General features: G+C 68.9%; 17 protein-coding genes and 2 pseudogenes. 9 read left to right on the forward strand and 10 right to left on the reverse strand.

Going from position 1 to position 26159, the window contains the following annotated elements:
• Position 1: 1 nt before the first annotated feature.
• The 9 genes and pseudogenes from ASD21_RS17135 to ASD21_RS17175 all read right to left on the reverse strand — a co-directional run bounded on the left by ASD21_RS17135 (position 2) and on the right by ASD21_RS17175 (position 12099).
• Entirely contained in the window at positions 2-2134 is a 2133-nt protein-coding gene (locus ASD21_RS17135) for a GumC family protein (protein ID WP_162250248.1), read from the reverse strand.
• Positions 2135-2257: 123 nt separating this feature from the next.
• On the reverse strand, positions 2258-3286 hold the full coding sequence (locus ASD21_RS17140) for a glycosyltransferase family 2 protein (RefSeq protein WP_056443930.1): 1029 nt from the start codon (positions 3284-3286) through the stop codon (positions 2258-2260).
• Positions 3287-4556, reverse strand: a pseudogene (locus ASD21_RS17145) (UDP-glucose dehydrogenase family protein).
• A 72-nt stretch (positions 4557-4628) separates the two neighbouring features.
• Complete coding sequence (locus ASD21_RS17150) at positions 4629-5291, reverse strand: sugar transferase (protein WP_235524907.1); 663 nt, start codon at positions 5289-5291, stop codon at positions 4629-4631.
• Positions 5292-6407: 1116 nt separating this feature from the next.
• Positions 6408-8573 carry a TonB-dependent receptor gene (locus ASD21_RS17155; protein ID WP_056443932.1) on the reverse strand — a complete coding sequence of 722 codons (2166 nt, stop codon included), beginning with the start codon at positions 8571-8573 and terminating at the stop codon, positions 6408-6410.
• A 132-nt stretch (positions 8574-8705) separates the two neighbouring features.
• Positions 8706-9866, reverse strand: a complete 1161-nt coding sequence (locus ASD21_RS17160) for an alpha-hydroxy-acid oxidizing protein (RefSeq protein WP_056443935.1) — start codon at positions 9864-9866, stop codon at positions 8706-8708.
• A gap of 216 nt (positions 9867-10082) precedes the next feature.
• Positions 10083-10393: pseudogene (locus tag ASD21_RS17165) on the reverse strand (class II aldolase/adducin family protein); the annotation flags it as partial.
• A 12-nt stretch (positions 10394-10405) separates the two neighbouring features.
• Positions 10406-10714 carry a DUF4387 domain-containing protein gene (locus ASD21_RS17170; protein WP_056443938.1) on the reverse strand — a complete coding sequence of 103 codons (309 nt, stop codon included), beginning with the start codon at positions 10712-10714 and terminating at the stop codon, positions 10406-10408.
• Complete coding sequence (locus ASD21_RS17175) at positions 10714-12099, reverse strand: acyclic terpene utilization AtuA family protein (RefSeq protein ID WP_056443941.1); 1386 nt, start codon at positions 12097-12099, stop codon at positions 10714-10716. The genes ASD21_RS17170 and ASD21_RS17175 overlap by 1 nt, the downstream gene beginning before the upstream one ends.
• A gap of 271 nt (positions 12100-12370) precedes the next feature.
• Between ASD21_RS17175 and ASD21_RS17180 the strand changes: the two genes are divergently transcribed.
• A complete protein-coding gene (locus ASD21_RS17180) occupies positions 12371-13375 on the forward strand; it encodes a phosphoglycerate dehydrogenase (RefSeq protein ID WP_056443945.1) in 1005 nt (334 codons plus the stop codon).
• A gap of 13 nt (positions 13376-13388) precedes the next feature.
• Positions 13389-14354 carry a LysR family transcriptional regulator gene (locus tag ASD21_RS17185; RefSeq protein WP_056443949.1) on the forward strand — a complete coding sequence of 322 codons (966 nt, stop codon included), beginning with the start codon at positions 13389-13391 and terminating at the stop codon, positions 14352-14354.
• A gap of 67 nt (positions 14355-14421) precedes the next feature.
• Here ASD21_RS17185 and ASD21_RS17190 read toward each other — a convergent pair whose 3' ends face one another.
• A complete protein-coding gene (locus ASD21_RS17190; RefSeq protein ID WP_082554825.1) occupies positions 14422-15756 on the reverse strand; it encodes a CitMHS family transporter in 1335 nt (444 codons plus the stop codon).
• 146 nt (positions 15757-15902) lie between these two features.
• Between ASD21_RS17190 and ASD21_RS17195 the strand changes: the two genes are divergently transcribed.
• The 7 genes from ASD21_RS17195 to ASD21_RS17225 all read left to right on the forward strand — a co-directional run bounded on the left by ASD21_RS17195 (position 15903) and on the right by ASD21_RS17225 (position 26125).
• Positions 15903-16673, forward strand: a complete 771-nt coding sequence (locus tag ASD21_RS17195; RefSeq protein WP_056443952.1) for a GntR family transcriptional regulator — start codon at positions 15903-15905, stop codon at positions 16671-16673.
• 247 nt (positions 16674-16920) lie between these two features.
• Entirely contained in the window at positions 16921-18006 is a 1086-nt protein-coding gene (locus ASD21_RS17200) for a tartrate dehydrogenase (RefSeq protein ID WP_056443955.1), read from the forward strand.
• Positions 18007-18334: 328 nt separating this feature from the next.
• On the forward strand, positions 18335-20047 hold the full coding sequence (gene kdpA, locus ASD21_RS17205) for a potassium-transporting ATPase subunit KdpA (RefSeq protein WP_056443958.1): 1713 nt from the start codon (positions 18335-18337) through the stop codon (positions 20045-20047).
• An 11-nt stretch (positions 20048-20058) separates the two neighbouring features.
• Positions 20059-22128 (forward strand): potassium-transporting ATPase subunit KdpB, encoded by a 2070-nt coding sequence (kdpB, locus tag ASD21_RS17210; RefSeq protein ID WP_056443961.1) that lies wholly within the window; start codon positions 20059-20061, stop codon positions 22126-22128.
• A 27-nt stretch (positions 22129-22155) separates the two neighbouring features.
• On the forward strand, positions 22156-22734 hold the full coding sequence (gene kdpC, locus ASD21_RS17215) for a potassium-transporting ATPase subunit KdpC (RefSeq protein WP_056443964.1): 579 nt from the start codon (positions 22156-22158) through the stop codon (positions 22732-22734).
• A 108-nt stretch (positions 22735-22842) separates the two neighbouring features.
• Positions 22843-25428, forward strand: a complete 2586-nt coding sequence (locus ASD21_RS17220; protein ID WP_442856981.1) for an ATP-binding protein — start codon at positions 22843-22845, stop codon at positions 25426-25428.
• 7 nt (positions 25429-25435) lie between these two features.
• Positions 25436-26125, forward strand: coding sequence for a winged helix-turn-helix domain-containing protein (locus ASD21_RS17225; RefSeq protein ID WP_056443969.1), 690 nt, complete (start codon positions 25436-25438; stop codon positions 26123-26125).
• The last annotated feature ends 34 nt before the right edge of the window (positions 26126-26159 follow it).

A 26159-nucleotide genomic window follows, 5' to 3' on the forward strand; every position in this document is an offset into this window, starting at 1 on the left:
CCTAGCCATTGGCGTAATACCCCTTGAACTGGCCGTAGTAGAAGGCCGGGTCGCCGTAGCCGAACCGCTGCTGCTTGCGGAAATCCACCTGGGTCAAGGCCAGGCCGGCGATCGTCGCGCCCGACTGCTCCAGATGGCGCAACCCCTCGTCCACGGCGTTGGCGGATGTCTTGCGCCACCGCGCCACGTGCAGGACGACCTCCGCCTTCGCCGCCAGCACGCGCGTGTCCGCCACGGCCAGGACAGGCGCCGTATCGAGCAGGACCAGATCGAAGCGGGCCGACAGCGCCGACAGCAACCGGTCCATGGCCGGCTGTGAAAACACGTCCTGGTGGACCGTCTGACGGTGGGCGGTGGGCAGCAGCATGGCGCCCGAGACGTCCGGCAGCAGGGCCTGGTCGAGTCCGCAGGCGCCCGACAGCACCTCGAGCAGCCCGACATCGGGTTCACGGCCCAGCAGCTGATTGAGGCTGCGGCGGCGAAGGTCGCAATCGACGAGCACGACTTTGAGGCCGGCCTGGGCCGCGCTGCGCGCCATGCAGACGCTGACCGTGGTCTTGCCCTCCCCCGGCAGGGAAGAGGTCACGGCGACGATCCGCACGCCGCCGAACTCGCCGTGCAGCAGGACCGCGCGCAGCGTGCGGAAGGATTCGGCGAACACCGACAGGGGTCTGGCCAGCACATGCCCGGCCGGCGCCATGTCGCGGTCGCGGCGACTCGACACCGACCGCAGCAGCGGCACCGAGCCGAGCGCCGTCAGGTTCAGCTTGCGTTCGACATCGGCCGCCGTGGCCAGGCTGTCGTCCATCGCCTCGGCCAGCAGGACCGCGCCGATTCCCAGGACCAGGGCCAGCACCACGCCCAGCGAGATATTGATCGGCACGTTGGGCGAGCTGGGCGCGTTCGACGTCCGCGCCCGCGAGACCAGTTCGGCGTCGGAATCCTGCAGCGCCGCCTGAGACGAGGTTTCGCGATAGCGGGCCAGCAACGACTCATAGTCCGTGCGCGCCACCTGGGCGTCGCGTTCGAGCCGGTTGAGCGACACGCTGGCGGCGTTGACGCCGGCCAGGCCGCCGCGCGCCGCGCCCAGGCTGCCCGCGAGCGAGCTCGTCCGCTGCCGCGCCACCTGGGTCTTGGCCTCGAGGTTCGACATCACCCGGTGGATTTCTTCCTCGATCTGCCGGTCGATGTCGCCCAGCTCCCGCTGCGCCTTGAGCAGGTCGGGGTGGCGGGGACCATAACGGCCCTGAAGATCGGCGACGGCCGCGCTGACCGCCGCCCGCTGCTCGCGCAGCTTCTGGATGACCTGGGAATCCAGGGCCTCGCCCACGTCGTCGCCCCGCGAACCGCGGGCCAGCTGGCTGCGCGCGGTGTCGAGGCGCGCCTGTTCGGTGGCCTCCTCGGCCCGCGCCGCGGCCAGTTGCTGGTTGTAGCTGGAGATCTCCTGCTCGGCCAAGGTCGCGCCCGAGGCGCTGAGCAGGTTGTTGCGCGCGCGATAGGCGGCGACGGCGGCCTCCTTGGCGGCCAGTTCCGGTTCGAGCTTGGCCAACCGCCGCTGCAGCCACTGGTTGGCTTTGGTGGTGGTCGACATCTTCGCCTCGGATCGCGAGTTCAGATATTCCTCGGCGAGGGCGTTGGCGATCAGGGCGGCCTTCTGGGGATCGCGCGAGGTGAAGCCCACATCGACGATGTAGGTCAGGCCCGACCGCCGGATGTTCAGTCCGCGCTGCACGGCGCCGGTGGCCGCGCCTCGGCCCCGAGCCTCCAGCTGTTCGCGGCTGGCGGGCGGCTCGGGCGGCTTGCGCGGCCCGAGGCCGGCGAGCCAGCGGTCCAGCGCGGAGGGCTCGCGCAGGAAGGGGTTGAACTCCGGATCCTTCTGCAGTTGCAGCTGGTCGGTGACCCGCTGGGCCAGTTCGCGCGACTGCAGGACCTCGACCTCGGTGTCGATCACCGTCGACACCGCCGGCGGATCGGGCACCACGGACTGGGAGGCGACGACCTGCTCGGGACTCGGATTGAACATGATCCGCGACTTGGCGGTGAACAGGCGCGGCGCGGTCAGGGTCAGGATGAGGGCGGCCAGCAGCACGATCGCGGCCACGGCGATGAACGTTCGCAGCCGGCGCTGAAACATCCGCCACGCCTTGCGCGGATCCATGACCTCGGAAACCGTCTTGGGCGCCTCATGGGCCGCGCCGCTGCGCGGGGGGGGGTAGAGCGGTGAAGGACGGGCTGTGAGTGGCGATCGTCATGGCGTTCACTTCGCGATGGTTTGATTCAGACGGGGGGCGGCTGGCCGAGGCGATGTCGGCCGCGCCGTGCCGGATTTCGCCCCCAGGCGCCCGACGGAGCGGAGCCAGGCCTGTTCGGCGAGGCGCGCGACAAGGTAGGAGCCAACCTTCCACGAGGTGAAGGTGCGCAAGGCGGCGACCACGTCGCGCGCCTTCACCGCGTTGATCATCAGCCGCCACTGAAGCCGGCTGTCGACGCTGGCGGCGTGCCGACGAAGCGCTTGGCGCTCGCCCGCGCTCAGGGGCCTGAGGGCCGCCAGCCCTTGGTCGCAATCGCGCAGACGGCGCAGATCTTCCTCGGAATGGCGCCCGCTCAGCGAGCCGGCGCGCTCCATGGCGACATAGCCGCGCGGCGGCGACAGAACCATCCGCGCGCCCCGGGCCAGGGCGCGGGCGTAGAACTCGTAGTCCTCGCCCAGCCTCAACCGCTCGTCATAGACAAGACCGTGCCGGCGCAGGAAGGCCGTGCGCGTCAGCGGCTTGATGAAGCCCAGTTCCTGGCGCGGTCGGCCCTCGCGGCTGACATTGCCCGACACGAAGGCCTCGAAGTCGATCCGCCGCGGGTCGCCGGCGGGCGTGGAGAGATGGGTGATCGTGGCCGGCGAGGTTTCCCGGGTCCGGATCAGTTCGTCCGCCACCAGGTCCGCCTCGCCGGCGTCGGCCAGCAGCCGGGCGATGCGCCCGGGGAGGAAATAGTCGTCGGCGTCCAGCACGCAGACCCAGTCGGCCGTGGTCAGGCTCAGTGCCAGATTGCGCGCGGCGGCCGGACCCTGGTTGGAGGGCTGACGCAGGATCACAAGGCGGCCGCCGCCGTCGTCGCAGGCGGCCGCCGTCGCGATCGTCTCGTCGTCCGAGGCGTCGTCGATGACGTAGATCTCGGAAACCCCCTGTTGCCGCAAGGCCGACCGAACCGCCCGGCCGATCGTCGCCTGGGCGTTGTAGGCGGCGACGATCACGCAGACGCCAGCCTCGGGCAGGGGCGTGGGGCGCGTCATCTAGGCCACCGCCGCGATGGCCGCGACCGCCTCCGAGCCCCGGCCCTGGGGTCGTCCCACCCCGACATAGGCGAAGCCCTGTTCGGCCATGTCCTCGGGGCGGTAGATGTTGCGCAGGTCGACCACCACGGGCCGCCGCAGCAATCCCTTGACCCGTTCCAGGTCGAGCGCCCGGAACTGATCCCATTCGGTGACGATCACCACCGCGTCGGCCCCTTCGACGGCCTCGTAGGGCCCCGGACGGAAATCGACGCCGGCGACCAGCCGGCCGGCCTCGCGCATGCCTTCCGGATCATAGCCCTGGACCCGCGCGCCCAGGGCCTGGAGACCGGTGATGATTTCCAGGGCCGGCGCGTCGCGCATGTCGTCGGTGTTGGGCTTGAAGGTCAGTCCCAGCAGGGCGATCGTCCGGCCGCGCATCTCGCCGCCGAGCGCGCGGACGACCTTGTCGACCATGGCCTTCTTGCGCGCGTCGTTGACCGCCACGGTGGTTTCGATCAGCCGGATCGGCGCGCCATGATCGCTGGCGGTGCGGGCCAGGGCGACGGTGTCTTTTGGGAAGCACGAGCCGCCGTAGCCGGGACCGGCGTTGAGGAACTTGCCGCCGATCCGCTTGTCCAGGCCGATGCCCCGGGCCACCTGCTGGACGTCGGCCCCGACCTTTTCGCACAGGTCGGCCATCTCGTTCCGGCGTCTCGTTGAGGAACAGCGGGCGATAGAGCTTGCGCATCAGATCCTCGGCGCGACGGTCGTCGCAGCCGACCACCACCCGGTCGGGACGCTTGAAGTCCTCGATGGCCGCGCCTTCGCGCAGGAACTCCGGGTTGGACACCACCGCGAAGTCCGCCTCGGGCCGCGCCCGCCGGATGATGGCCTCGACCTCGTCGCCGGTGCCGACCGGCACGGTCGACTTCATGACCACGACGGTGAAGCCGTCGATCAGGCCGGCGATCTCCTCGGCGGCGGCGTAGACATAGGACAGGTCGGCATGGCCGTCGCCGCGCCGCGACGGAGTGCCGACCGCGATGAACACCGCGTCGGCCTGGCCGACGGCCTCGGCCGGATCGCTGGCGAAGCCGAGCCGTCCTTCGCGGACATTGCGCATCGCCAGTTCGTCGAGACCCGGCTCGAAGATGGGCATGTCGCCCGCCGTCAACCGCCGGATCCTGTCCGCGTCGCGATCCACGCAAACGACCTCATGGCCGAAATCGGCGAAACAGGCCCCGGACACCAAGCCGACATAGCCGGCGCCGATCATCGCAACTCGCATGGTCATGATCCTTCCAAGCGGAGTGAAGCAGGGGGTGGGGCGCGGCCGGTCGAAGCCGCCGCGAACCGGGCCTCAATAGGAGCCCTGGCCCTTGAGGACGGCGGGCACGGTCCAGACGATGATGAAGACATCCCGGCCCAGCGACTTGCGCCGCGCATAGACGACGTCGCACGCGACCCGGCGGCGGTAGGAGACGTCGTTGCGGCCGCTGACCTGCCACAAGCCGGTGATCCCCGGACGCACCGCGCAGTACGAGGCGAAGCGGCGGCCGTAGCGCGCGACCTCGGCCTGGACGATCGGGCGCGGTCCGACGATGCTCATCTCGCCGCGCAGCACGTTGAACAGCTGCGGCAGCTCGTCGAGGCTGGATCGGCGTAGGAAGGATCCCAGGGGCGTGACGCGCGGATCATCCCGCAGCTTGTGGTCCTTGAGCCATTCCTGGCGCGCCAACTCATCGACCGCCAGCAGCCTGGCCAGGCGTTCCTCGGCGTTCACGACCATGCTGCGGAACTTCAGGCAACCGAACGGCTGGCCGTCGCGCCCGATCCGCCGATGGCTGAACAGCACGGGGCCCCCGTCGGCGAGCTTGATGGCGACCGCGATCGTCGCCAGCAGCGGAATGATGAAAATCAGCGCCAGCAACGCCACGGCAATGTCGAGACATCGAGAAACCACCTCGCTGATCCGAGGCAAACTCGTGTTCACTGATACGACTTGAGTCATGCCAATATTCACCGCGCGACCTCCGATACGCAAGAAATCATCAAATCGCTTTGATGATTTCTAAATAATCTGAGCCCACCCTAAGTATCTTATGAGAATTGAGAGATGTTATAGTCTTGAACTATCGCAACGCAGCATTTTCGCCACGTCACCCTGCGCTCTCCCTGCGTCTCCCCGCGCGTGGTCGCAATCGACTCTTACTGACCGTTGTTTTTGATCGTCGGATCGAATCCGGTAAGATGTCGCAACCTTACGTTATGCACATGACGTTCTGAGGCGCCGTATAGTCAAGTAATCCATAGTTCATATGAAGCACATACCCATACAGCTTCAGCAAGCGTCGCCATGCAAGAGCCTTCGAATTTCAGCCTGTTGTGCGAATACAAGGCGCCATGTCGTCGCGGGAAACAAGCTTGGCAGAACGAAAAAATGTGCCCTAGCCGACACGAAATCATTTCTCGGACGAAAATTGAAATCCTCTCGCAAGCAACGCTAGATCAGCAAGCAGTTGATTTTGCATACCTATAAGCGCGGCAATTCGTCGATCCGCGCACCTGAAGCATGGCTCGCGATTTTGCAGAGCAGCGACAAGCTGGGCTATAGAATTAGCTTGACTGCTAGTATCGGAAATTCCTTATATATTACAATATCTTCAGCAAATATCGGCATATTCGTGCATAATGTGGCATAAAAATAGGACAGTATACCTATATTCGCCCAATTTTTGCTTTATTTACGTGACCCATAATCACACCAAAGTACATCCGACGGCGCGATTATTGGACTAGATCGGTCAAATTTGACCTTTCATGGTAATCGGCCGCGCTGTCGCACGTCGATCTGGCGTTGACTGACGGAAAGCGCTTCGCGCCGCGATCATCGGATCGGGATGGCGCGCAACGTCCCCTGCAAGGAATTGCTGCGGCGCAAATGCCGGCGAATACTTATCGCCGAATGCGCTGGCCGCCCTTCACGCGACCGGTCGGCGGAGAACAACCGCAACGCCGCGATCCGGGCCGACGGCGGCGCGTGCTCAGCGCCTGGCGACATCGGCTCCCCAAGCTCGGCGGCTCATGATCATGTTGAAAAGCGAGCGGCCGACGGGCCCGGCGCCGGCCGCCCAAGCGCCTACATCTTCAGACTCAGGGTGAGGCCGAAGGTTCGAGGAGGATTGTAGGCGCCGAAATTGGCCCCCAGGAACGTGCCCTGATAGGTGCGGGTCAGTTCGTCGGTCAGGTTCTTGCCCCACAGCGACAGGGCCAGCTTGTCCGAAGGCGCGCTGTAGACGATGCGGCCGTCGAGGAAGTTGGTCGCCGGGCGCTGCTCGGGACCGGTGTTGGAATTGTCGTCGTAGATGTGGCTCTCGTAGCGGTAGTCGACGGCGAACCGCAGCTCGCCGCGATCGCCCAAGGGGAGATCGTAGGACGGCGACAGCACCACCTTGTGCTTGGGCGTGCGCGAGATGCGGTTGCCGGCATAGTCCACCCCGGGCTCGGGCATGAACGCGTCGAAGCGCGCGTCGGTGTAGCCGTAGCTGGCCACGAGGCGGGCGTGGGCGAACGGCCGCCAGCTCAGATAGGTCTCGTAGCCCTTGATCGTGGCCTTGCCGGCGTTGTCGGTGATCGTGGCGAAGCCCACGGTGCGCCGCGTCTGCAGGTCGCTGTATTTCAGCACGTAGATCGTGTTGTTCCAGGTCAGGGCGCCGTTCAGGAACGTGCTCTTCTGCCCCACCTCGTACTGGGTGGCGTATTCCGGCTCGAAGCCGTCGGCGGCGTCCTTGGCCGAGCTGGGCGTGTCCTGGAACCCGCCGCTCTTGAAGCCCTTCGAGACCATCACGTAGTAGAGCCGATCCTCGGCCGGCTGATAGTTGGCCCCGGCGCGATAGGTCACCGCGTCATAGGTTCCCGAAACGCTGACGTCGAAGACCTCCCCGGCACGGAACACCGAGTCTCCCTCGGTGTTGGAGACCCGATAGTCCTTCTTGTCCTTGGAGTAGCGCAGGCCGCCGATCAGCGAGACCGTGTCGGCGACCGGAACGGTGATGTCGCCGAACACCGCGTAGCTGTCGAGCCTGGCGTCCTGGGCGTAGATCTCCGTGCCCTGGCCGCCGATGTCCAACCGCAAGATGTCGTCGCGCAGGGTCTTGCTGTCGTACTTGTAGACGCCGGCGACCCACTGGACGCGGCTGTCGGGCAAGGCGCTCAGCCGCACTTCGTGGCTGGAGAAGCGGCTGTCCTCGTCATTGCCGCCCGAGATGTCGATGAAGTTGGTGCTCGGATTGCCGCCGTCGAAATCATAGGCGACGTGATAGTCGAGATCCCGGTAGGCCCCCAGATAGGTCAGGGTGGCGAACGACAGGTCCCAGTCCATCTGGCCGCGCACGCCCCAGGTGTCGCGGTTCTGATAGCCGTCCGTCGAGCCGGCGGTGTGCTTGCGGTCACGGTCGACGGTCCAGAACGCCGACAGCGGATCGGTCTCGTCGAGATCAAGCACGTGCTGGCCGGGTCCGGCGCCGCGGTCGCGCGTGCCGTCGACGGTCACCAGCAGGCGGAGGGCTTCCTTCGGCTGGACGGCCAGCTGCAGACGGCCGCTGCGGGTGTCCTGGTCCTCGACCCGGCCGCCGGTGAAGGTGTTCTTGACGTAGCCGTCATGGGTTCGCCAGCTGCCGCTGGCCCGGAACGCCGCCTTGCCGTCGGCGAACGGCGCGTTGACGTAGCCGGCGCCTTCCAGACGCTCGTAGTTGCCGGCCGTCACCTCGCCCGCGGCCTCGACCCGGTCGAAATCGGGACGGTTGGTGACGACATTGATCGCCCCGCCCACGACGTTGCGGCCATAGAGCGTGCCCTGCGGCCCCTTCAACACCTCGATGCGCGAGACGTCGAAGGCGTCGAAAGCCACGGCGGCCGGACGGCCCAGATAGATCTCGTCCAGGAACACCGCCGAGCTGGGATCGCCCGCCGCGCCGCGATCGGACGAGCCGATGCCGCGAATGGCGATGCGCGGCTGCGAGGCCGGAAAGGCGTCGAAGTTCAGACCGGGCGTCCGGGTGGCGACATCGTCGATCTCCCGGATCCGCGCCTGCCGCACTTCCTCCGCGCCGAAGGCCGTCACCGTCACCGGCACGTCCTGCAGGCGCTCGCTGCGCCGTTGCGCGGTGACGACGATTTCGTCGAGCGAAACGCCTTCCGGCGCCCCCGCCCGCGCGACTTGCGCGGTCTGGGCCATCGCCTGGCCGGCGCCGGCCAGAGCGGCCGCCGCGGCGCCGCACGCCAGAATCCTTCGACTGGTCGTCATCACGCATCCTCCCCGTTTTTGTTTTGTCCTCGGGCGGACCCGGGCATCAAACCATAGGAGAATTGGATCACGACGGTCAATTAATTGGATGCAATTAATTGATGCGTTGGATGATATAAAGCGACGACGACCTCAGTCCGCGCGGACCAGCCCGGCGGCCTTGAGGTCGGCGATGGTCGGATAGCCGTCGACCGCCATCAGCAGGTCGGCCTCGGCCAACAGGCTGCGCAGGACATGGGCGACGCCCGCCGCGCCGCCGAGCGCCGCGCCGTAGGCATAGGGCCGCCCGACCCCGACAGCCGTCGCGCCCAGGGCCAGCGCCTTGACCACGTCGCTGCCCGAACGGACCCCGGAGTCGAACAGCACCGGCACGTCGCCGCTGGCCTCGACCACCGCCGGCAGCAGGTCGATCGCCGCCACGCCGCCATTGGCCTGACGTCCGCCGTGGTTGGAGCAGTAGATCCCGTCGACGCCGCCGTCGATGGCCCGGCGGGCGTCGTCCGGGTGGCAGACGCCCTTGAGGATCAGCGGCAGCTTGGTCAGCGAGCGCAACCACGGCAGGTCGGCCCAGGTCAGCGGCTTGCCGAAGGTCTGGGCCCAGGTCATCACGGCGCTGGGCAGATCTTCTTCCGGCGGCTTGGCCAACAGGGCGCGGAAGGCCGGATCCGAGAAGTAGTTGGCCAGGGCGTGGCCGCGCAGCTGCGGGAAGTTGGCGTCGTTGAGGTCGCGCGGCCGCCAGCCCGTGATCCAGGTGTCCAGCGTCACGACGATGCCCTTGAAACCCGCCGCCTCGGCCCGGCGCACCAGGCTTTCGGCCACGCCCTTGTCCTTGGGCGTGTAGAGCTGGAAGAAGCCGGGCGTGTCGCCCATCGCGGCGGCGACCGCTTCCATCGGATCGTTGGTCAGGGTCGAGGCGACCATCGGCACGCCGGTGGCGGCCGCCGCCTGGGCGGTGGCGATGTCGCCATGGCCGTCCTGGGCGCACAGGCCGATCACGCCGATCGGCGCCATGAACAGCGGCGTCGGCAGCGTCAGTCCGAACAGGTTCACCGACAGATCCCGGCGCGTGCAGTCGACCATCATGCGGGGGATCAGGCCCCAGCGCCGGAACGCGTGGGCGTTGTGGTTCTGGGTGAACTCGTCGCCGCAGCCGCCCTGCACATAGGACAGCACCGACGGCGGCAAGGCCGCGACGGCTCTCTGCTCCAGCGTGGCGAAATCCACGGGCCAGGTCGGCTTCACGCCGTGCAGACCCTTGAAATAGATCTCGTTCTGATAGTCGCCGTAGGCCACGGACTTCCCTCCAAGACTGCCGGCGCGGGTCGCCGAACGGATTTTCAAGTCCGACGCGTCGAGAGGGCGCGGCCGACCTGGCCGACAGGATGAACGGTGGACCCCCCGGCGTCGAGGCGGCGATGATCAGGACGGAGTCGACTCCGTCGGCCGGATCAGGCGGCGTAGCCGGGGTTCTGGCGGTCCAGGCGCCGCAGCAGGCCCGGCCAGACCAGTTCGCGCGGCGTGCATCGCTGAATGGATGGTGAAGCCGGCGGGATTGACCATCGCCTTGGTCGGACCGACCACCTTGCCGTGCAGGTCGACCTTGACCAGCGACGAGGCCGTGATCTTCTCGAGCATCCAGCCGTATGGATTGATCAGGAAGTGGTGCTCCGGCCCCGGCGCGCGGGCCAAGATGTGGTGAAGACCAGGTCGTCTCAGCCGAACAGCGCCGCCAGCCGATAGGCGACGGCCAGGTCGATCCGGATCGCGGTTTCCAGGGCGTCGGCCAGGGCGGGCGTCGTGTCCACGGCGTGGGCGTTCATGGCCGTCCGTCCTCAGTCGAGTTGAACGTCGAGCAGCCGCACGAATTGCTGACCGCGATGCATGTCGCGTTCGACCTCGCCGCCCTGCGGCGTGGTCCGGGCGTAGGAGATCTTGACCACGTTCAGGCTGGGCACCGAAAAGCGCTTCACCTGCGCCGGATCGGCGCCGAACAGCCGGTGCAGCAGGTCGGGTCCCAGGGCCGGGCTCTGGCTGTATTTGGCGAAGTTCTCCGCCCCGTCGAAGAACAGGTCGAAGGTCACCCAGTAGGGCCCGGCGTTCTTGGAGCGCACATGGCGGCAGACATCGCCGACGGTCGCCATTACGCGGCCTCCTCTTTGCGCAGGTCGATCCAGGCGGTGCGGACCAGTTCCAGGGGATCGTCGACCTGGACCACGTGGTTGAGCTTGAACTCGTAGACCTGGCCGCGTTCGACGTCGGCCGGGGTGAAGGCGAAGCCGTAGCTGGGCAGCTCCTTGTCCATCGAGATCGGGTAGTGGAAGAAGTACGCGTTGCAGGCCTTGGCGATCTGGGTGGCCAGCTCCTGGGTGTCGGCGGTGGCGACGAACAGCACGCCGATCTCGCGCGGCGCCGGCGTTCCGGGCGGCGGCCTGTCGCCGGACACCGCGTTCCAGCCATACATCCGCAGCGAGATGTGAAAGGCCGCGTCGTCCAGGCCGGTTGACTTGCGCGCGCGGTCGTAGAGGGCGGCCAGCATCTTGTCGTGGAACTCGTCGACGCGGCCCAGGACGTCGGGGTCCTGGATGCCGACCAGCATCAGGGTCTGGTAGCGGCCGCCGGCCGCGCCCTCCAGCTTCATGGTGTAGGGCTGGGGCTCCCAGACCGATCCGGTGACCTTGACGGCGCGGTCGTCGACCTCGGCATAGACCGCGTCGGTCACGTCGAGGACGCCGCCGGGCTCGGTCAGGCGGAAGGGGTCGCTGTTCTCGTACAGCATGTGGGCCGAGACGCTGTGGGGGTCGCAGCGATTGTCCGGCGCCAGCGGTTCGACCTCGAAGCCGTCCTGGCCGATCGACAGCAGGACGCCGGAGCCGCGATCCCGGTAGACGGCGCATTGCGAACCGCATTCCGAGACCTTGCCCGCGTGCCAGGCCGCGCCCGCCGGCGCGCCGTGCAGGAGGGCGAAACAGGCGATGACCGCCGTGTCGGTGGTGCGGCCGCCAAGGATCAGGTCGGCGCCCGCCCGCAGCGCGGCCATGTAGGGCTCGGGCCCCATGGCGGCGACGATGTGGTCGCAAGCGTCGATGGCGGCGTCGTCGAGCGGGCCCAGCGGGGCCAGGGGCGTGATCTTGCCGGCGGCGTTCCGGGCCTTGAGGACGTCCTTGTCCTGCTCGGAATAGAGCAGCGCGATCCGGGGCGACAGGCCCAGCTCGCGGGCGATCTCGACGGCGATGTCGCGGGTCCAGTCGACGTTCTTGTCGCCGCCGGCCTGGCCGCTGGTGCCGACGATGACGGGAATCCCCGCCTCCGCGCCGGCCTTCATCAGGATGGTCAGATCGCGCTTCACCGAGCCGCGATTGTTCTTGGACATGCCCAGGGCGAGGTAGGCCGCCCCGCTGTCGGTCGAGCCCGCGTCGGTGGCGATGGCGTGAGCGCCCAGGGCGACGCCGCGGCGGACCTCCGCCTCGACCACGCCGGCGCCGAGCGAGCCCACGGGGACGATGATCTTGATAGGGCCTTCGAACATGCGCTTCCCACCCGACAAAGGCCGGCCCTGACCGGCCGTCGAAAGCCACTAGCGTTATGGGATGCAATGCGTCAAGTTTTTGAATGCAAATTATCCAACACTTCGCTAGCGATGTGAAAAGGCCCACTTCGGGAAAGGCGGCCGCCCAGGCGATCCGCGCCCCCCAGGGCCCGTGTTGCGAAACTTGGATCGAATGATGCGCGCCGCGATCTGGCGCGGAAACACCCGGGCGCTTCCCCCGCGGCGACCTTTTCGAGTTTGGAGACAAAGCATGCTTGGCGCCCGCAAGGTCGTTGTCACCCAGCGCTTCTTCGACGACCGCGCCCACGCCTACCTGCGGTCTCACGGCTGCGAGGTGACGATCGCGTCCCTGCCGGCGGGAAAGGCCGACGGCGACCTGTCGCACGACGCCCTCGTCGAGATCCTGGCCGGCGCGGCGGGCTGGATCGTCGGCCACGCGCGGGTGACCCGCGAGCTGCTCGCCGCCTTGCCTGACCTACGGATCGTCTCGCGCCGGGGAGTCGGCCACGAGCGCGTCGACCTGGCCGCGGCCCGCGAGCTGGGCCGGGTCGTGACCATCGCGGCTGGCGGCAACGACGCCTCGGTGGCGGACCACACGATCGGCCTGATGCTGGCCGTCGGCCGGCGGCTGCGCGAGTCCCAGCAGCGGATGATCGACGGCGACTGGTCGATCCTGAAGGGCTCGGACCTGTGCGAAAAGACGGTCGGTCTCATAGGTCTGGGTCGGATCGGCAAGAGCGTCGTCAAGCGCCTGTCTGGCTTCGACTGCAAGGTCCTGGTCCACACCCCGCGCCCGGACGCCGACTACGCCCGGGCGACCGGGGTCCAGTTCGTCGACCTGCCGCAACTGCTGGCCCGCGGCGACTATGTCAGCCTGCACGCGCCCCTGACCCCGGAGACCCGCTTCCTGATCGACGAGGCGGCGATCGACGCCATGAAGCCCACGGCGATCCTGATCAACACCGCGCGCGGCGGCCTGGTCGAGGACGCCCACCTGCTGGACGCGCTGCGGGCGGGCCGCCTGGCCGGCGCGGGCCTGGACGTCTATGTCAGCGAGAGCGACCCCGCCTACACGCCGGTGTCCCAGGCGCTTCTGGACCTGCCCAACGTGATCGGCACGCCGCACGCCGCGGCCTCGTCGTGCGAGGGCCTGGACCGGACCAACATGGTGGCGGCGCGCGCCGTCGTCGCCGTCCTCGACGGTGACGATCCCGCCCCCGAATGTGTCGTCGCCGACGGCCGCGAAGGCCGCTAGGCGGAGCACGCTCATGGAACTCGACTGGCTCGAAGACTTTCTCGCCCTGGTCGAGCACCAGCATTTCGGGCGCGCGGCCGAGGCGCGCAACGTCTCGCAGCCGGCGTTCAGCCGCCGCATCCGTCTCCTGGAAGCCTGGCTGGGCGCGCCCCTGTTCAACCGCGACACCCACCGCGTCGCCTTGACCCTCGCCGGCGAGCAATGGCGCCCCTCGGCCGAGGATCTGCTGCGCCGGCTCTATCTGGGACGCGAGCAGACCCGGGCGATCGCCGAGGGGTCGACCACCACTCTGCGCTTCGCCTCGACCCACGCCCTGTCGATCACCTTCTTTCCCCGATGGCTGGAGGAGATCGAGGCCGAGCGCCCCCTGGGCTCCACGGTCAGCCTGGTGACCGACAACATGGCCGGCTGCGAGCGGATGATGCTGCAGGGCCAGGCCCAGTTCCTGCTGTGCCACCACCACCCCTCGACGCCGGTGTCGTTCAAGCCGAACTATTTCGTCTCGGTCGACCTGGGGACCGACACCCTGGTTCCGGTCAGCGCCCCGGCCTTGGACGACCCGCGTCGCCCCCGCTTCGTGCTGCCGGGGGACCTGGGCGCGCCGGCGCCCTATCTGGCCTTCAGCGACGTCTCCGGGATGGGCCGCATCCTGGCCTCGACCCATGCGCTGGAGGGACCCTCGGTGTGGTTGAAGCCGGTCTTCACGGCCCATGTGGCCACCGTGCTGGCCGAGATGGCGCGGGCCGGGCGCGGCGTGGCCTGGATGCCGATGAGCCTGATCGCGCGCGACCTTGACCTGGGCGTGCTGGCTCGGGCCGGCGACGAGCGCTGGGATATCCCCATCGACATCCGCCTCTATCGCCCCCGCGCCCGCCAGACCATGGCGGCCGAGGCCTTCTGGGCCCTGCTCAAGGCTCGCGCCGAAGCCGATCCGGGAACGGGCCGAGCCCTCCCGAAAGGCGCCGGGCGCACCGGGTGACGGCGCGCCCGCGGGAAGCCGAGGCCGGACGACGGCTTGAGGCGCGGGGTTCGATACGCGTCTTCGATCAGCCGACCACCGGGATCGCGCCCGTCAGCATGGCGGCGCCCAGCACCAGCAGGCTGATCAGCACGGCCCATTTCAGCGCGAACCTCTGAGCGTCGGCCACGTCGACGCCCAGCAGGCCGCAGGCCAGATAGATCGGGGCCAGCAGCGGGCTCATCGAGTGGACGGGCTGGCCGATCAGCGAGGCGCGGGCGATGGCGGCCGGCTCGATCCCGAAGCCGGCGGCGGCGTTGGCGATCACCGGAACCACGCCGAAATAATAGGCGTCGTTGGACATCACGAAGGTCAGGGGCATGCTGATCAAGGCGGTGATCGGCGCCAGGAAGGGACCGATCTGGGGCGGGATGACCGCCAGGGCGGCGTTGGCCATGGCGCCGGACATGCCCGTGCCGTTGAGGATGCCGGTGAAGGCGCCGGCCGCGAACAGCAGCACGACGACATTGACGACATTGTCGGCGTGGGCGGCCAGCCGGGCCTTCTGGTCGGAGACTTTGGGATAGTTGACCGTCGCGGCCACCGCGAAGGCCCCCATCATCAGCACCGGCAGCGGCGCCAGGCCCAGGATCATGCCCAGGATCAGGCCGACGGTGAGCACCAGGTTGAACCAGAAGAGCTTCGGCCGGCGGATGGCGGCGCGCTCGGCGTCGGCGACCGGAGGCAAGGGCGTGATCGCCCCGCCCGGGTCGCTCCTGGCCGCCGGGGCGAAAGCCAGGCGCTCGCGCTCCGATTTCCCGAACAGCAAGGCCAGGCCCAGTATGCCCAGCAGACCCACGCCCATGGCCGGCAGCAGCGGCCCCACGACGTCGGCCAGGTCAACATGGACCGCGGCGGCGGCCCGGGCCGAGGGGCCGCCCCAGGGGACGTAGTTCATCAGCGCGTTGGCCAGGCCCAGCAGGGTCGCCAGGATCAGCGGGTTCATCCCCACCCGGCGGTACACCGGCAGGAAGGCGGTGATCACGATCAGCGCCGTGGTCGTGCCGTCGCCGTCGATCGAGACCAGCATGGCCAGGATGGCCGTGCCCAGGCTGATCCGCAGCGGATCCTCCCCGACGATCGCCAGCACCTTGTTGACCAGCGGATCGAACAGCCCCGCGTCCATCATGATGGCGAAGTAGAGCACCGCGAAAGACAGCATCAGCGCGGTCGGCGCCACCTGACCCACCCCCTGGAGGATCATCTCGCCGAGACCGGCCCCGGCGCCGGCCAGCAGTCCGAACCCGATCGGCACGACCAGAAGCGCGGCGATCGCCGACATCCGCTTGGTCATGATCAGGATCATGAAGGTGACCACCATCGCCAGACCAAGCACGGCGGGTTGAAGCAGCAGGTCGGTCACGCGACGATCTCCGGGCCGGCCGGCGGCCGCCTTTGCAGGTGAGTTGAGGTCAAGGCTCGGCCGAAGTCTTGCGCGTCCAACGAGGTAGCGGTGTAAGGAAGGGATAGCGGGCCGGACTCGAACCGGCTTCGGGAGACACCGAACGTATGGCGACGAAACCGGCAGGCCAAAGCGCAGACCCGAGCACGCCCCTGGCCGACCCGCCGCGGACGGAACCGGCGACCCACACGGTCCTGATGCGCCTGCGCGAGATGATCGTCACCGGACAGATCCCGCCCGAAACCCGGCTGCGGGCCGAAGGCCTGGCGACCGAGCTGGCCGTGTCGCGCACCCCCATCCGCAGCGCCCTGGCGGTGCTGTCGGCCGAGGGCCTGGTCGATTACGGGATCAACCGCGGCTACACCGTCCGGGCCGTGACCATCGGCGACGTGTTCGACTCGATCGAGGTCCGGGCCGGCCTCGAGGGCCAGGCCGCGCGGATGTCGGTGGATCTGGGCTGGGAGGCCCCGGCGCTGGATCGGCTGGCCGACCTGGTCCGCCAGGGCCGAGCCATACTGGATCGGGGCGAATGGTCGGAGAAGGCCGAGATCGAGTGGTACGAGCTCAACCACGCCTTCCACCGCTCGATCCATCATGCGTCGCAGAACAAGGTCCTGCGCAACGCTATCCGGATGACCCTGATCTATCCGGTGTTCGGCGACCCGGCCCGGCTGTGCCCCAGCGTGGCGGCGGCCGTCCCGTTGCGTCTCAGACAGGTGGCCGCGACCACGCCGGAGCACCTGCTGTCGTCGCAGGGCGACCATGAACGGCTGCTGGACGCCATCCGACGCCAGGACAGCGCCGAGGCGGGCCGCGTCATGACCGATCATGTTCTCGCTACGAAACGCCGTCTTCACGCGATCGCCACCCGCCGCTGATCGATCATCAGCCTCTGGGTCCAGCCATAACGACATCCAAGAACGTTAGCAATTGCATCCATTTTTAGACACGCCAGAATGAGCGCGTGTCGACGGCGGCTATCGGTGCTCCGACCCCGCTTTCCGAACGGACGACCGTCGCGGCATCGTTTCATACGAATTTCGCATTTGCCCTGTTCTCGGCCCCTGGCCTAACCCGGCCGGTGATGCCGACGGGGCATGGGGCGTGTCGTCCGAGGGTGTTTCAATGAGCCAAGCGCGCCACTACCGGATCGCCGTCATTCCGGGCGACGGGATCGGCAAGGAAGTCGTCCCCGAGGGGCTGAGGGTGCTGGAGGCCGTCTCGGCGCGCTTCGGCTGCACCTTCGCGTTCGACCATTTCGACTTCGCCTCCTGCGACTATTACCTGAAGCACGGCCAGATGATGCCGGACGACTGGAAGGCCCGGATCGGCGGCCATGACGCGATCTTCTTCGGCGCCGTCGGCTGGCCGGAGACGGTGCCAGATCACGTCTCGCTCTGGGGTTCGCTGATCCAGTTCCGGCGCGAGTTCGACCAGTACGTCAACCTGCGCCCGGTCCGGCTGATGCCCGGCGTGCCCAGCCCCCTGGCCAACCGGTCGCCCGGCGAGATCGACTTCTATGTCGTGCGCGAGAACACCGAGGGCGAATACTCCTCGATCGGCGGGCGGATCTTTCCGGGCGCCGAACGCGAGGTGGTGATGCAGGAAACGGTGATGACGCGGATCGGCGTCGACCGCATCCTCAAGTTCGCCTTCGAGCTGGCCCGGCGCCGCGAGAAGAAGCACCTGACCTCGGCGACCAAGTCCAACGGCATCGCCATCACCATGCCCTACTGGGACGAGCGGGTCGAAGCGATGGCCCCGACCTATCCCGACGTGCGCTGGGACAAGTACCATATCGACATCCTGACCGCGCACTTCGTGCAGCATCCCGACTGGTTCGACGTCGTGGTGGCCTCCAACCTGTTCGGCGACATCCTGTCGGACCTGGGCCCGGCCTGCACCGGCACCATCGGCATCGCCCCAGCCGGCAACATCAATCCCGAGCGCGCCTTCCCGTCCCTGTTCGAACCCGTGCATGGCTCCGCGCCGGACATCGCCGGCCAGGGGATCGCCAACCCGGTGGGACAGATCTGGTCGGCGGCCCTGATGCTGGACCACCTGAGCGAGCCGCGGGCCGCGGCGGCCGTCGTCGCGGCCATCGAAACCGTGCTGGCGCAACCCCAGCTGCGCACCCGTGACCTGGGCGGACCGCTCGACACCGTCGGCTGCGGCAAGGCTGTCGCCCAGGCGCTGTTGGACGCGGACTAGACCGGCGCGAAGCCGGCGGCGGCGCATCGGGCCCCTCGGCGCCCCCATCCTTATGCTCCCCTTATGCCCGTCGCCTCTTTCCGCATGGAGGCCTTACGCGGGCTCGTGGTCTTCAAGTCCTCCATAGGAATGGAGGCGGCGCATGGCTGACCTGATCTATCTGGCGTTGGGCCTTGGGCTCTTCGCCGTCTTCGCCGCGTTCGCGGCGGGACTGAGGCGCGTCTGACCATGCTGGTGAGCGTGCTCTGGGCGGCCGGGGCGATCGTCGTCGCCGGCTACATGGTCGCGGCGATGCTGCGGCCCGACAAGTTTTGACGGACCTATTTCCATGACCTGGCAAGGATGGGCGGAGATCGCCCTGACCCTCGGCCTGGCGGTCGGCGTCGGCTGGCCGTTGGGCGTGTACATGTCGCGCGTCTGGAACGGCGAGCGCACCTGGCTCGACCCGGTGCTTCGACCGGTCGAGAAGGCCTTCCACCGGGCCTGCGGCGTCGATCCGAACAAGAGCCAGACCTGGTTCGGCTATGCCGGCGCCCTGCTGGCCTTCAACGCCGTCGGCTTCCTGTTCGTCTATGCGGTGCTGCGGCTGCAAGGCGTGCTGCCGCTGAACCCGCAAGGCTTCGCCGGCGTCTCGCCGCACCTGGCCTTCAACACCGCCGCCAGCTTCGTGACCAACACCAACTGGCAGAGCTATGGCGGCGAGACGACCATGTCGACGCTCAGCCAGATGCTGGCGCTGACGGTGCAGAACTTCGTCTCGGCCGCGACCGGCGCGACCATCGCCGCCGCCCTGGCCCGGGCGTTCGTCGCCAATCGCGGCGAAGGCGTCGGCAACTTCTGGTCCGATCTGGTCCGCACGACCCTCTATGTGCTGCTGCCGCTGTGCCTGGTCATGGCGATCGTCCTCGTCGCCCTGGGCGTGCCCCAGACCCTGGCGGCGGGCGTCACGGCCCACACCCTGGAGGGCGGCGAGCAGAAGATCTCGCTGTTCGCCACCGCCAGCCAGTTGGCGATCAAGCAGTTGGGCATCAACGGCGGCGGGATCTTCAACGTCAATTCCGCCCACCCGTTCGAGAACCCCAGTCCGCTGACCAACCTGATCACGGCCGTGTCGATCAACGTGCTGGGCTGGGCCGCCTTCTTCGCCTTCGGCCGCACGGCCAAGGCCAGGAAGGACATCCGGGCCCTGGTCGCCGCCGGCGTCCTGCTGCTGGCCGCCGGCGCGGCGGGAGTCTATGCCGCCGAGACGCGTCCGGCGCCGGCCCAGGTGGCCGCCCACGTCGACACCTCGGTCAACATGGAGGGCAAGGAGGTCCGCTTCGGCGCCCCCTCGACCGCCGCCTGGGCGGCCATGACCACCGGGGCCTCCAACGGCTCGGTCAACGGCATGCATTCCAGCCTGATGCCCCTGGGCGGCGCGGTGGCGATGTTCCTGATGCAGCTGGGCGAGATCCTGCCCGGCGGCATCGGCTCGGGGATCGCCATCATGGTCGTCATGGCCCTGCTGGCGGTGTTCGTGGCCGGGCTGATGGTCGGGCGCACGCCGGAATATCTGGGCAAGAAGGTCGAGGCGCGCGAGATCCAGCTGTCCATGCTGGCCGTGCTGATCGTCCCGCTGTCGATGCTGGGCTTCTCGGGCGTGGCCGCCGTCCTGCCCGAGGCGCTGAAGGGGCTGATGCATTCCGGGCCGCATGGGCTGTCGGAGATCCTCTACGCCTACGTCTCGGGTACGGCCAACAACGGCTCGGCCTTCGGCGGGCTGAGCGCCAACGCGCCCTGGTGGAACACCACCCTGGGCGTGGCGATGATGCTGGGCCGCTTTGTTCCCATGATCGCCGTCCTGGCCATCGCCGGCGCCCTGGCCGCCAAGCCCAAGCTGGCCCCGACCGCCGGCACGCTGCCGACCGACGGCGGCCTGTTCATCGGCCTCCTGATCGGGGTGATCCTGATCCTGGGCGGCCTGCAATTCTTCCCCGCGATGGCGCTGGGACCGATCGTCGAGCACTTCCAGGCGCTCGCCGCGGTCGCCGCCCTCCACTGATGGGTGACCCCATGACCTCCTTAGACACCCACGCCGGCGAAGGCCGCCGCAAGGCCGCCGCCCTGGCCGGCGGCCTCACCGGCCCGGTCCTGGTCCGCGCCGCCCGCGACGCCTTCGTCAAGCTCGATCCGCGCCGGCTGACCGGCAACCCGGTGATCTTCGCGACCTGGATCGTGGCCCTGCTGTCGACGGTCTCCGCCGTCGCCGCCGTGGTCGCACACCAGTCCGCCGGCTTCGCGATCCAGATCTCGCTGTGGCTGTGGGCCACGGTGCTGTTCGCCAACCTCGCCGAGAGCGTCGCCGAAGGGCGGGGCAAGGCGGCCGCCGACAGCCTGCGGGCCACGCGGGTGACCACCCAGGCCAAGCTGATCATTAACCCCGAGAACGACGCCTGGATCCCCACCCCGGCCCACAAGCTGGCCGTCGGCGAGGTGATCCTTGTCGAGGCCGGCGACGTGGTGCCGACCGACGGCGAAATCGTCGAGGGCATGGCCAGCGTCAACGAGGCTGCGATCACCGGCGAGAGCGCGCCGGTGATCCGCGAAAGCGGCGGCGACCGCTCGGCCGTCACCGGCGGCACCACCGTGGTCTCGGACTGGATCAAGGTGCGGGTCACGGCCGAGGCCGGCTCGACCTTCCTGGACCGCATGATCGCCATGGTCGAGGGCGCTGATCGTCGCAAGACACCCAACGAGATCGCCCTGGCCGTCCTGCTGGCCGGCCTGACCCTGATCTTCCTGATCGCGGTGGTCACCCTGCTGGGCCTGGGCAAGTTCTCGGGCGTGGCGCTCGATCCGCTGGTGCTGGGCGCCCTGTTCATCACCCTCATTCCCACGACGATCGGCGGGCTGCTCAGCGCGGTCGGCATCGCCGGCATGGACCGCCTGCTGAAGGTCAACGTTCTGGCGACCTCCGGCAGAGCGGTCGAGGCCGCCGGCGACGTCGACACCTTGCTGCTGGACAAGACCGGCACCATCACCTTCGGCAACCGCATGGCGGTCGAGGTGATCCCCGCTCCCGGCGTGCGGGCCGACCAGGCCCTGCGCGCGGCCCTGATGGCCTCGCTGGCCGACGAAACGCCCGAGGGCCGATCGATCATCGAACTGGCTCGTGGCCAGGGCCTGGCCGTCGAACCGCCGGTCGGCGCCCTGTCGATCCCGTTCACCGCCCAGACCCGACAGTCCGGCCTCGACGCCGGTGGGCGCTCCTGGCGCAAGGGCGCGGTGGACGCGGTCTACCGCTCGCTGGCCATCGATCCGAAGCGCGTGCCGGCCGAGGTCGCCGCCGCCGTCGACCGCATCGCCCGCTCGGGCGGCACGCCGCTGGCCGTCAGCGAGGACGGCGTCCTGGTCGGCGTCATCCACCTCAAGGACGTGGTCAAGCCGGGGGTCAAGGAACGCTTCGCCGACCTGCGCCGCATGGGCCTGCGCACGGTGATGATCACCGGCGACAACCCGGTGACCGCCGCCGCCATCGCCTCTGAGGCCGGGGTCGACGATTTCCTGGCCGAAGCCACGCCCGAGGACAAGCTGCGGCTGATCCGCGAGGAACAGGGCAAGGGCCGCCTGGTCGCCATGTGCGGCGACGGGGCCAACGATGCTCCCGCCCTGGCCCAGGCCGACGTCGGCGTCGCCATGCAGACCGGCGCCCAGGCCGCGCGCGAGGCCGGCAACATGGTCGATCTCGACAGCGACCCGACCAAGGTCATCGAGATCGTCGAGGTCGGCAAACAGATGCTGATCACCCGCGGCGCCCTGACGACCTTCTCGATCGCCAACGACGTGGCCAAGTACTTCGCGATCATCCCCGCCATGTTCGTGGTCGCCCTGCCCGCCCTCGGCGCCATGAACGTCATGAAGCTGCACAGCCCGCAAAGCGCGATCCTGTCGGCGGTGATCTTCAACGCCCTGGTCATCGTCGCCCTGATCCCCCTGGCGCTGAAGGGCGTGAAGTATCGCGCCGTCGGGGCCGGCAAGCTGCTGTCGCGCAACCTCGCCCTCTACGGCCTGGGCGGTCTCGTGGCCCCCTTTGTCGGCATCAAGCTGATCGACCTCGTGGTCTCGGCCCTCGGTCTCGCCTAAGCTCGGCTCATCGGAGATTCATCCGTCATGCTTTCCCACCTTCGCCCCGCCTTCGTCTCGATGGGCCTGTTCACGCTGCTGCTCGGCCTGGCCTATCCGCTGGCCGTCACCGGCGTCGGACAGGCGGTCTTTCCGGCCCAGGCCAACGGCTCGCTGCTGCGCGACGCCAAGGGCGCGGTCGTCGGCTCGGCCCTGATCGGCCAGCCCTTCGCCAGGGCCGAGTATCTGCACCCGCGCCCCTCGGCGGCCGGAAACGGCTACGACGCCTCGGCCTCCAGCGGCTCCAACATGGGTCCGCTGAACGACAAGCTGATCGAACGCGAAAAGACCGACGCCGACGCCCTGCGCGCCGAAAGCCCCGGCGCGGCGATCCCCGCCGACGCGGTGACGGCCTCGGCCTCGGGACTCGATCCCGACATCTCGCCCGCCTACGCCCGGCTGCAGGCCGCGCGTGTAGCCAAGGCCCGGGGCTTATCGAAGGCCGCCGTCCTGGCCGTGGTCGAGAGCCAGGTGAAGCCGCCGCTGCTGGGCTTCATCGGCCAGCCCCGCGTCAACGTGCTGGCCGCCAACCGCGCGCTCGACGCCCGCTTCCCGAAAGGCGGATAGTTGCCGGCCCACGATCCCAGACAAACGGAAAAGGGCCGTCCGGATCCCGAGGCGCTCCTGGCCGCCGCCAACAAGGCCGGCCGGGGGCGCCTGAAGGTGTTTCTGGGCATGGCCCCCGGGGTCGGCAAGACCTACGAGATGCTGCGCGCCGCCCGCCGCCGCAAGGCCGAGGGCCAGGACGTCCTGGTCGGGGTCGTCGAGACCCACGGCCGCCGCGAGACCGAGAGCCTGCTGCGCGGCATGGAGGTTCTCCCCCGCCAGCCGATCGACCATCGCGGCCGGGTGCTGATGGAGTTCGACCTGGACGCGGCCCTGGCCCGCCGGCCCAAGGTGCTCCTGGTCGACGAATACGCCCATTCGAACGCGCCGGGTTCGCGCCACCCCAAGCGCTGGCAGGATGTCGAGGAACTGCTGGCCGCCGGCATCGACGTCTGGACGACGCTGAACGTCCAGCATCTGGAAAGCCTGGTGGACGTCGTCCAGCGCATCACCGGCGTGCGCCAGCGCGAGACCGTGCCCGACAGCGCCCTGTCGCGGGCCGACGACATCGAGGTCGTCGACATCACGCCCGACGAGCTTCGCGAACGGATGACGGCCGGCAAGGTCTATGTGCCGGAGACCGCGCGTCTGGCGTCGGAGAACTTCTTCAAGGTCGAGAACCTCACGGCCCTGCGCGAACTGGCCCTGCGTCGCGCGGCCCAGACGGTCGACGATCAGCTCGTCGCGACCATGCGGGAGAAGGGCGTCGACGGACCGTGGGCGGCGGGCGAACGCATCCTGGTGCTGGTCGGCGGCGACGCCATGGCCGGCGGTCTGGTCCGCGCCGGCCGGCGGCTGTCGGACATGATGATGAACGCGCCCTGGACCGTGGCCCATGTCGAGCGGACGGATCGGCCGGCGGTCGGGGCCGAGGGCTCCGTGCGCCTGCGCGAAGCCTTCCGCCTGGCCGAACAACTGGGCGGCGCGACGCTCGCCCTGACCGGCGGCGACATCGTGACCGCCGTGATGGCCTACGCCCGGCGCAACAATGTCACCCAGATCGTCATCGGCAAGTCGACCGACAGTCGTTGGCGGGAGCTTCTCGGCCGATCCCTGGCGGCGGCCCTGCTGCGCGAGGCCAGGGGCGCGGCGATCCACGTGGTCACCGAGGCCGGACACGAGCGCGAGCCGCCGCCGGTCCGACGCCCGAGCCTGGGGTCCTGGCGCGGCTATGTCGTCGGCGCCCTGTTCGTGGGGGCCGCGACCCTGGCGGCCTGGGGCCTGGACGTCGCCTTCGACCGGGTGGACCTGGGGATGATCTTCCTGGCCGCCGTCCTGGCGGCCGGCGTGCTGCACGGGCTGCGGCCGGCCCTGGCGGCGGCGACCGTGGCGTTCCTCGTCTACAATTACCTGTTCCTGGAACCGCGCTACAGCCTGGCCGTCGGCGCCCCGACCGACTTCCTCACCCTGCTGGTGTTCTGGTTGGTGGCGCTGGCTTCGGGCGGCTTGGCCGGACGGGTCCGCGACCAGGCCCTGGGCTCGCAGCGCCGCACCGCCGCCGTGGCCACCTTGCTGGCCGCGAGCCGCACGCTTTCGGCCGGGGCCGGCCGCGAGGCGGTCGCCCGGGCGCTGGCGGAGCAGGTCGCCGCCGCGGCCGGCGCGCGGACCCTGGTCCTGCTGCCGATCGAAGGCGAGATCGCCCCGGTCGCCGGCTCGCCGGACATCGAGTCGCTCGACACCGCGCCGATGGCCGCCGCCCGCTGGGCCTGGCAGCGCGGCGAGCCGGCCGGGGCCGGCACCGGCACCTTGCCGCAAGCCCGCTGGACCTTCTGGCCGCTGGAGGGCGTGCGCGGGCGGACCGGGGTCGCCGGGATCGAGGCCGGCGCCGTGCCGCCCGGCTCGGACGACGAGCGCCTCGTCCTGGCCCTGCTGGAACAGGGCGCCGTGGCGCTGGAGCGCTCGCAGCTGGCCGCCGAGGCCCTGGAGGCCGAGACCCTGCGCCGCGCCGACCGCTTCCGATCGGCCCTGATGAACTCGGTCAGCCACGACCTGCGCACGCCGCTGTCGACGGTGCTCGGCGCCTCGACCACCTTGATCGACTTTGGCGACAAGCTGACCAAGCCGGTGCGCGACGACCTGGTGGTCAGCATCCGCGAGGAGGCCGAGCGCCTGAACCGCTATGTCGCCAACCTGCTGGACATGACCCGCATCGAAGGCGGGGCCCTACGCTTGCGGACCGAATGGATCGACGTACGGGAGGTCCTCAACGCCGCCGCCGACCGCGTCTCGCGTCGCCTGGGCGACCGGGATCTGACCCGGGACTTCCCGGTCGAGCTCACCCTGGTCCAGGCCGACGCTGGCCTGCTGGAACAGGTCGTGGTCAATGTCCTGGAGAACGCCATAGCCTACAGCCCGCCCGAGGCGCGGATCGAGATGGCGGCCTATGAGGACCGCTCCAACCTGGTGATCAGCATCGAAGACGAGGGGCGCGGGATTCCGCCCGCCGAACTGGAGCACATCTTCGAGAAGTTCCGTCGCATGGACGAGCCGAGCGACCGCAGTCAGGGCGTGGGCCTGGGCCTGTCGATCGCCAAGGGCTTCATCGACGCCATGGGCGGACGGATCGCCGCCGCCAGCCCGATCCACGACGGCAAGGGCACCCGGGTGCTGATCAGCCTGCCAAAGTCGGTCGCCACGCCCCATCATCTGCTATGACGGTCTCGTGACCGCGCTTCGCCATCGCATCCTCGTCATCGACGACGAGCCCCAGATCCACCGGTTCCTGGGCCCCGCCCTCGACGCGGCCGGCTATGAGCCCCTGCGCGCCGACAGCGGCCAGGAGGGCCTGCGCGGCATCGCCCTGTGGTCGCCCGACGCCGTGGTGCTGGACCTGGGCCTGCCCGACATGGACGGCAAGGAGGTGCTGACCAAGGCTCGCGCCTTTTATGACGGCCCGATCCTGATCCTCTCGGCTCGCGACCGCGAGATCGAGAAGATCGAGGCCCTGGACCGGGGCGCCAACGACTATGTCGAAAAGCCCTTCGGGGTCGGCGAACTGCTGGCTCGGCTCCGCGCCGCCATCCGCCATTCCGCTCGCGCCCCGACGCCCTCGGGACCGATCCGCGCGGGCGATGTCGAGATCGACCTGGAAATGCGGCTGGTCACCCGCGACGGCGCGGCCGTGAAATTGTCGCCCAAGGAATACGACCTCCTGGCCCGCCTGGCGATCGGGGCCGGCAAGGTGCTGACCCACAAGGAGCTCCTGGTCGCCGTCTGGGGCGCGGCCCACGCCCACGATACCCAGTATCTGCGCGTCTTCGTAGGCCAGCTGCGCCAGAAGCTGGAAGACGATCCCGCGTCGCCGAAGATCATCCTGACCGAACCCGGCGTCGGCTATCGGTTCGCGGCTTGATCTCGTCCCCGGCCGGTATGGCTGATCACCGACG

The sequence above is a fragment of the Caulobacter sp. Root1455 genome, from assembly GCF_001426905.1.
GTDB lineage: Bacteria > Pseudomonadota > Alphaproteobacteria > Caulobacterales > Caulobacteraceae > Caulobacter.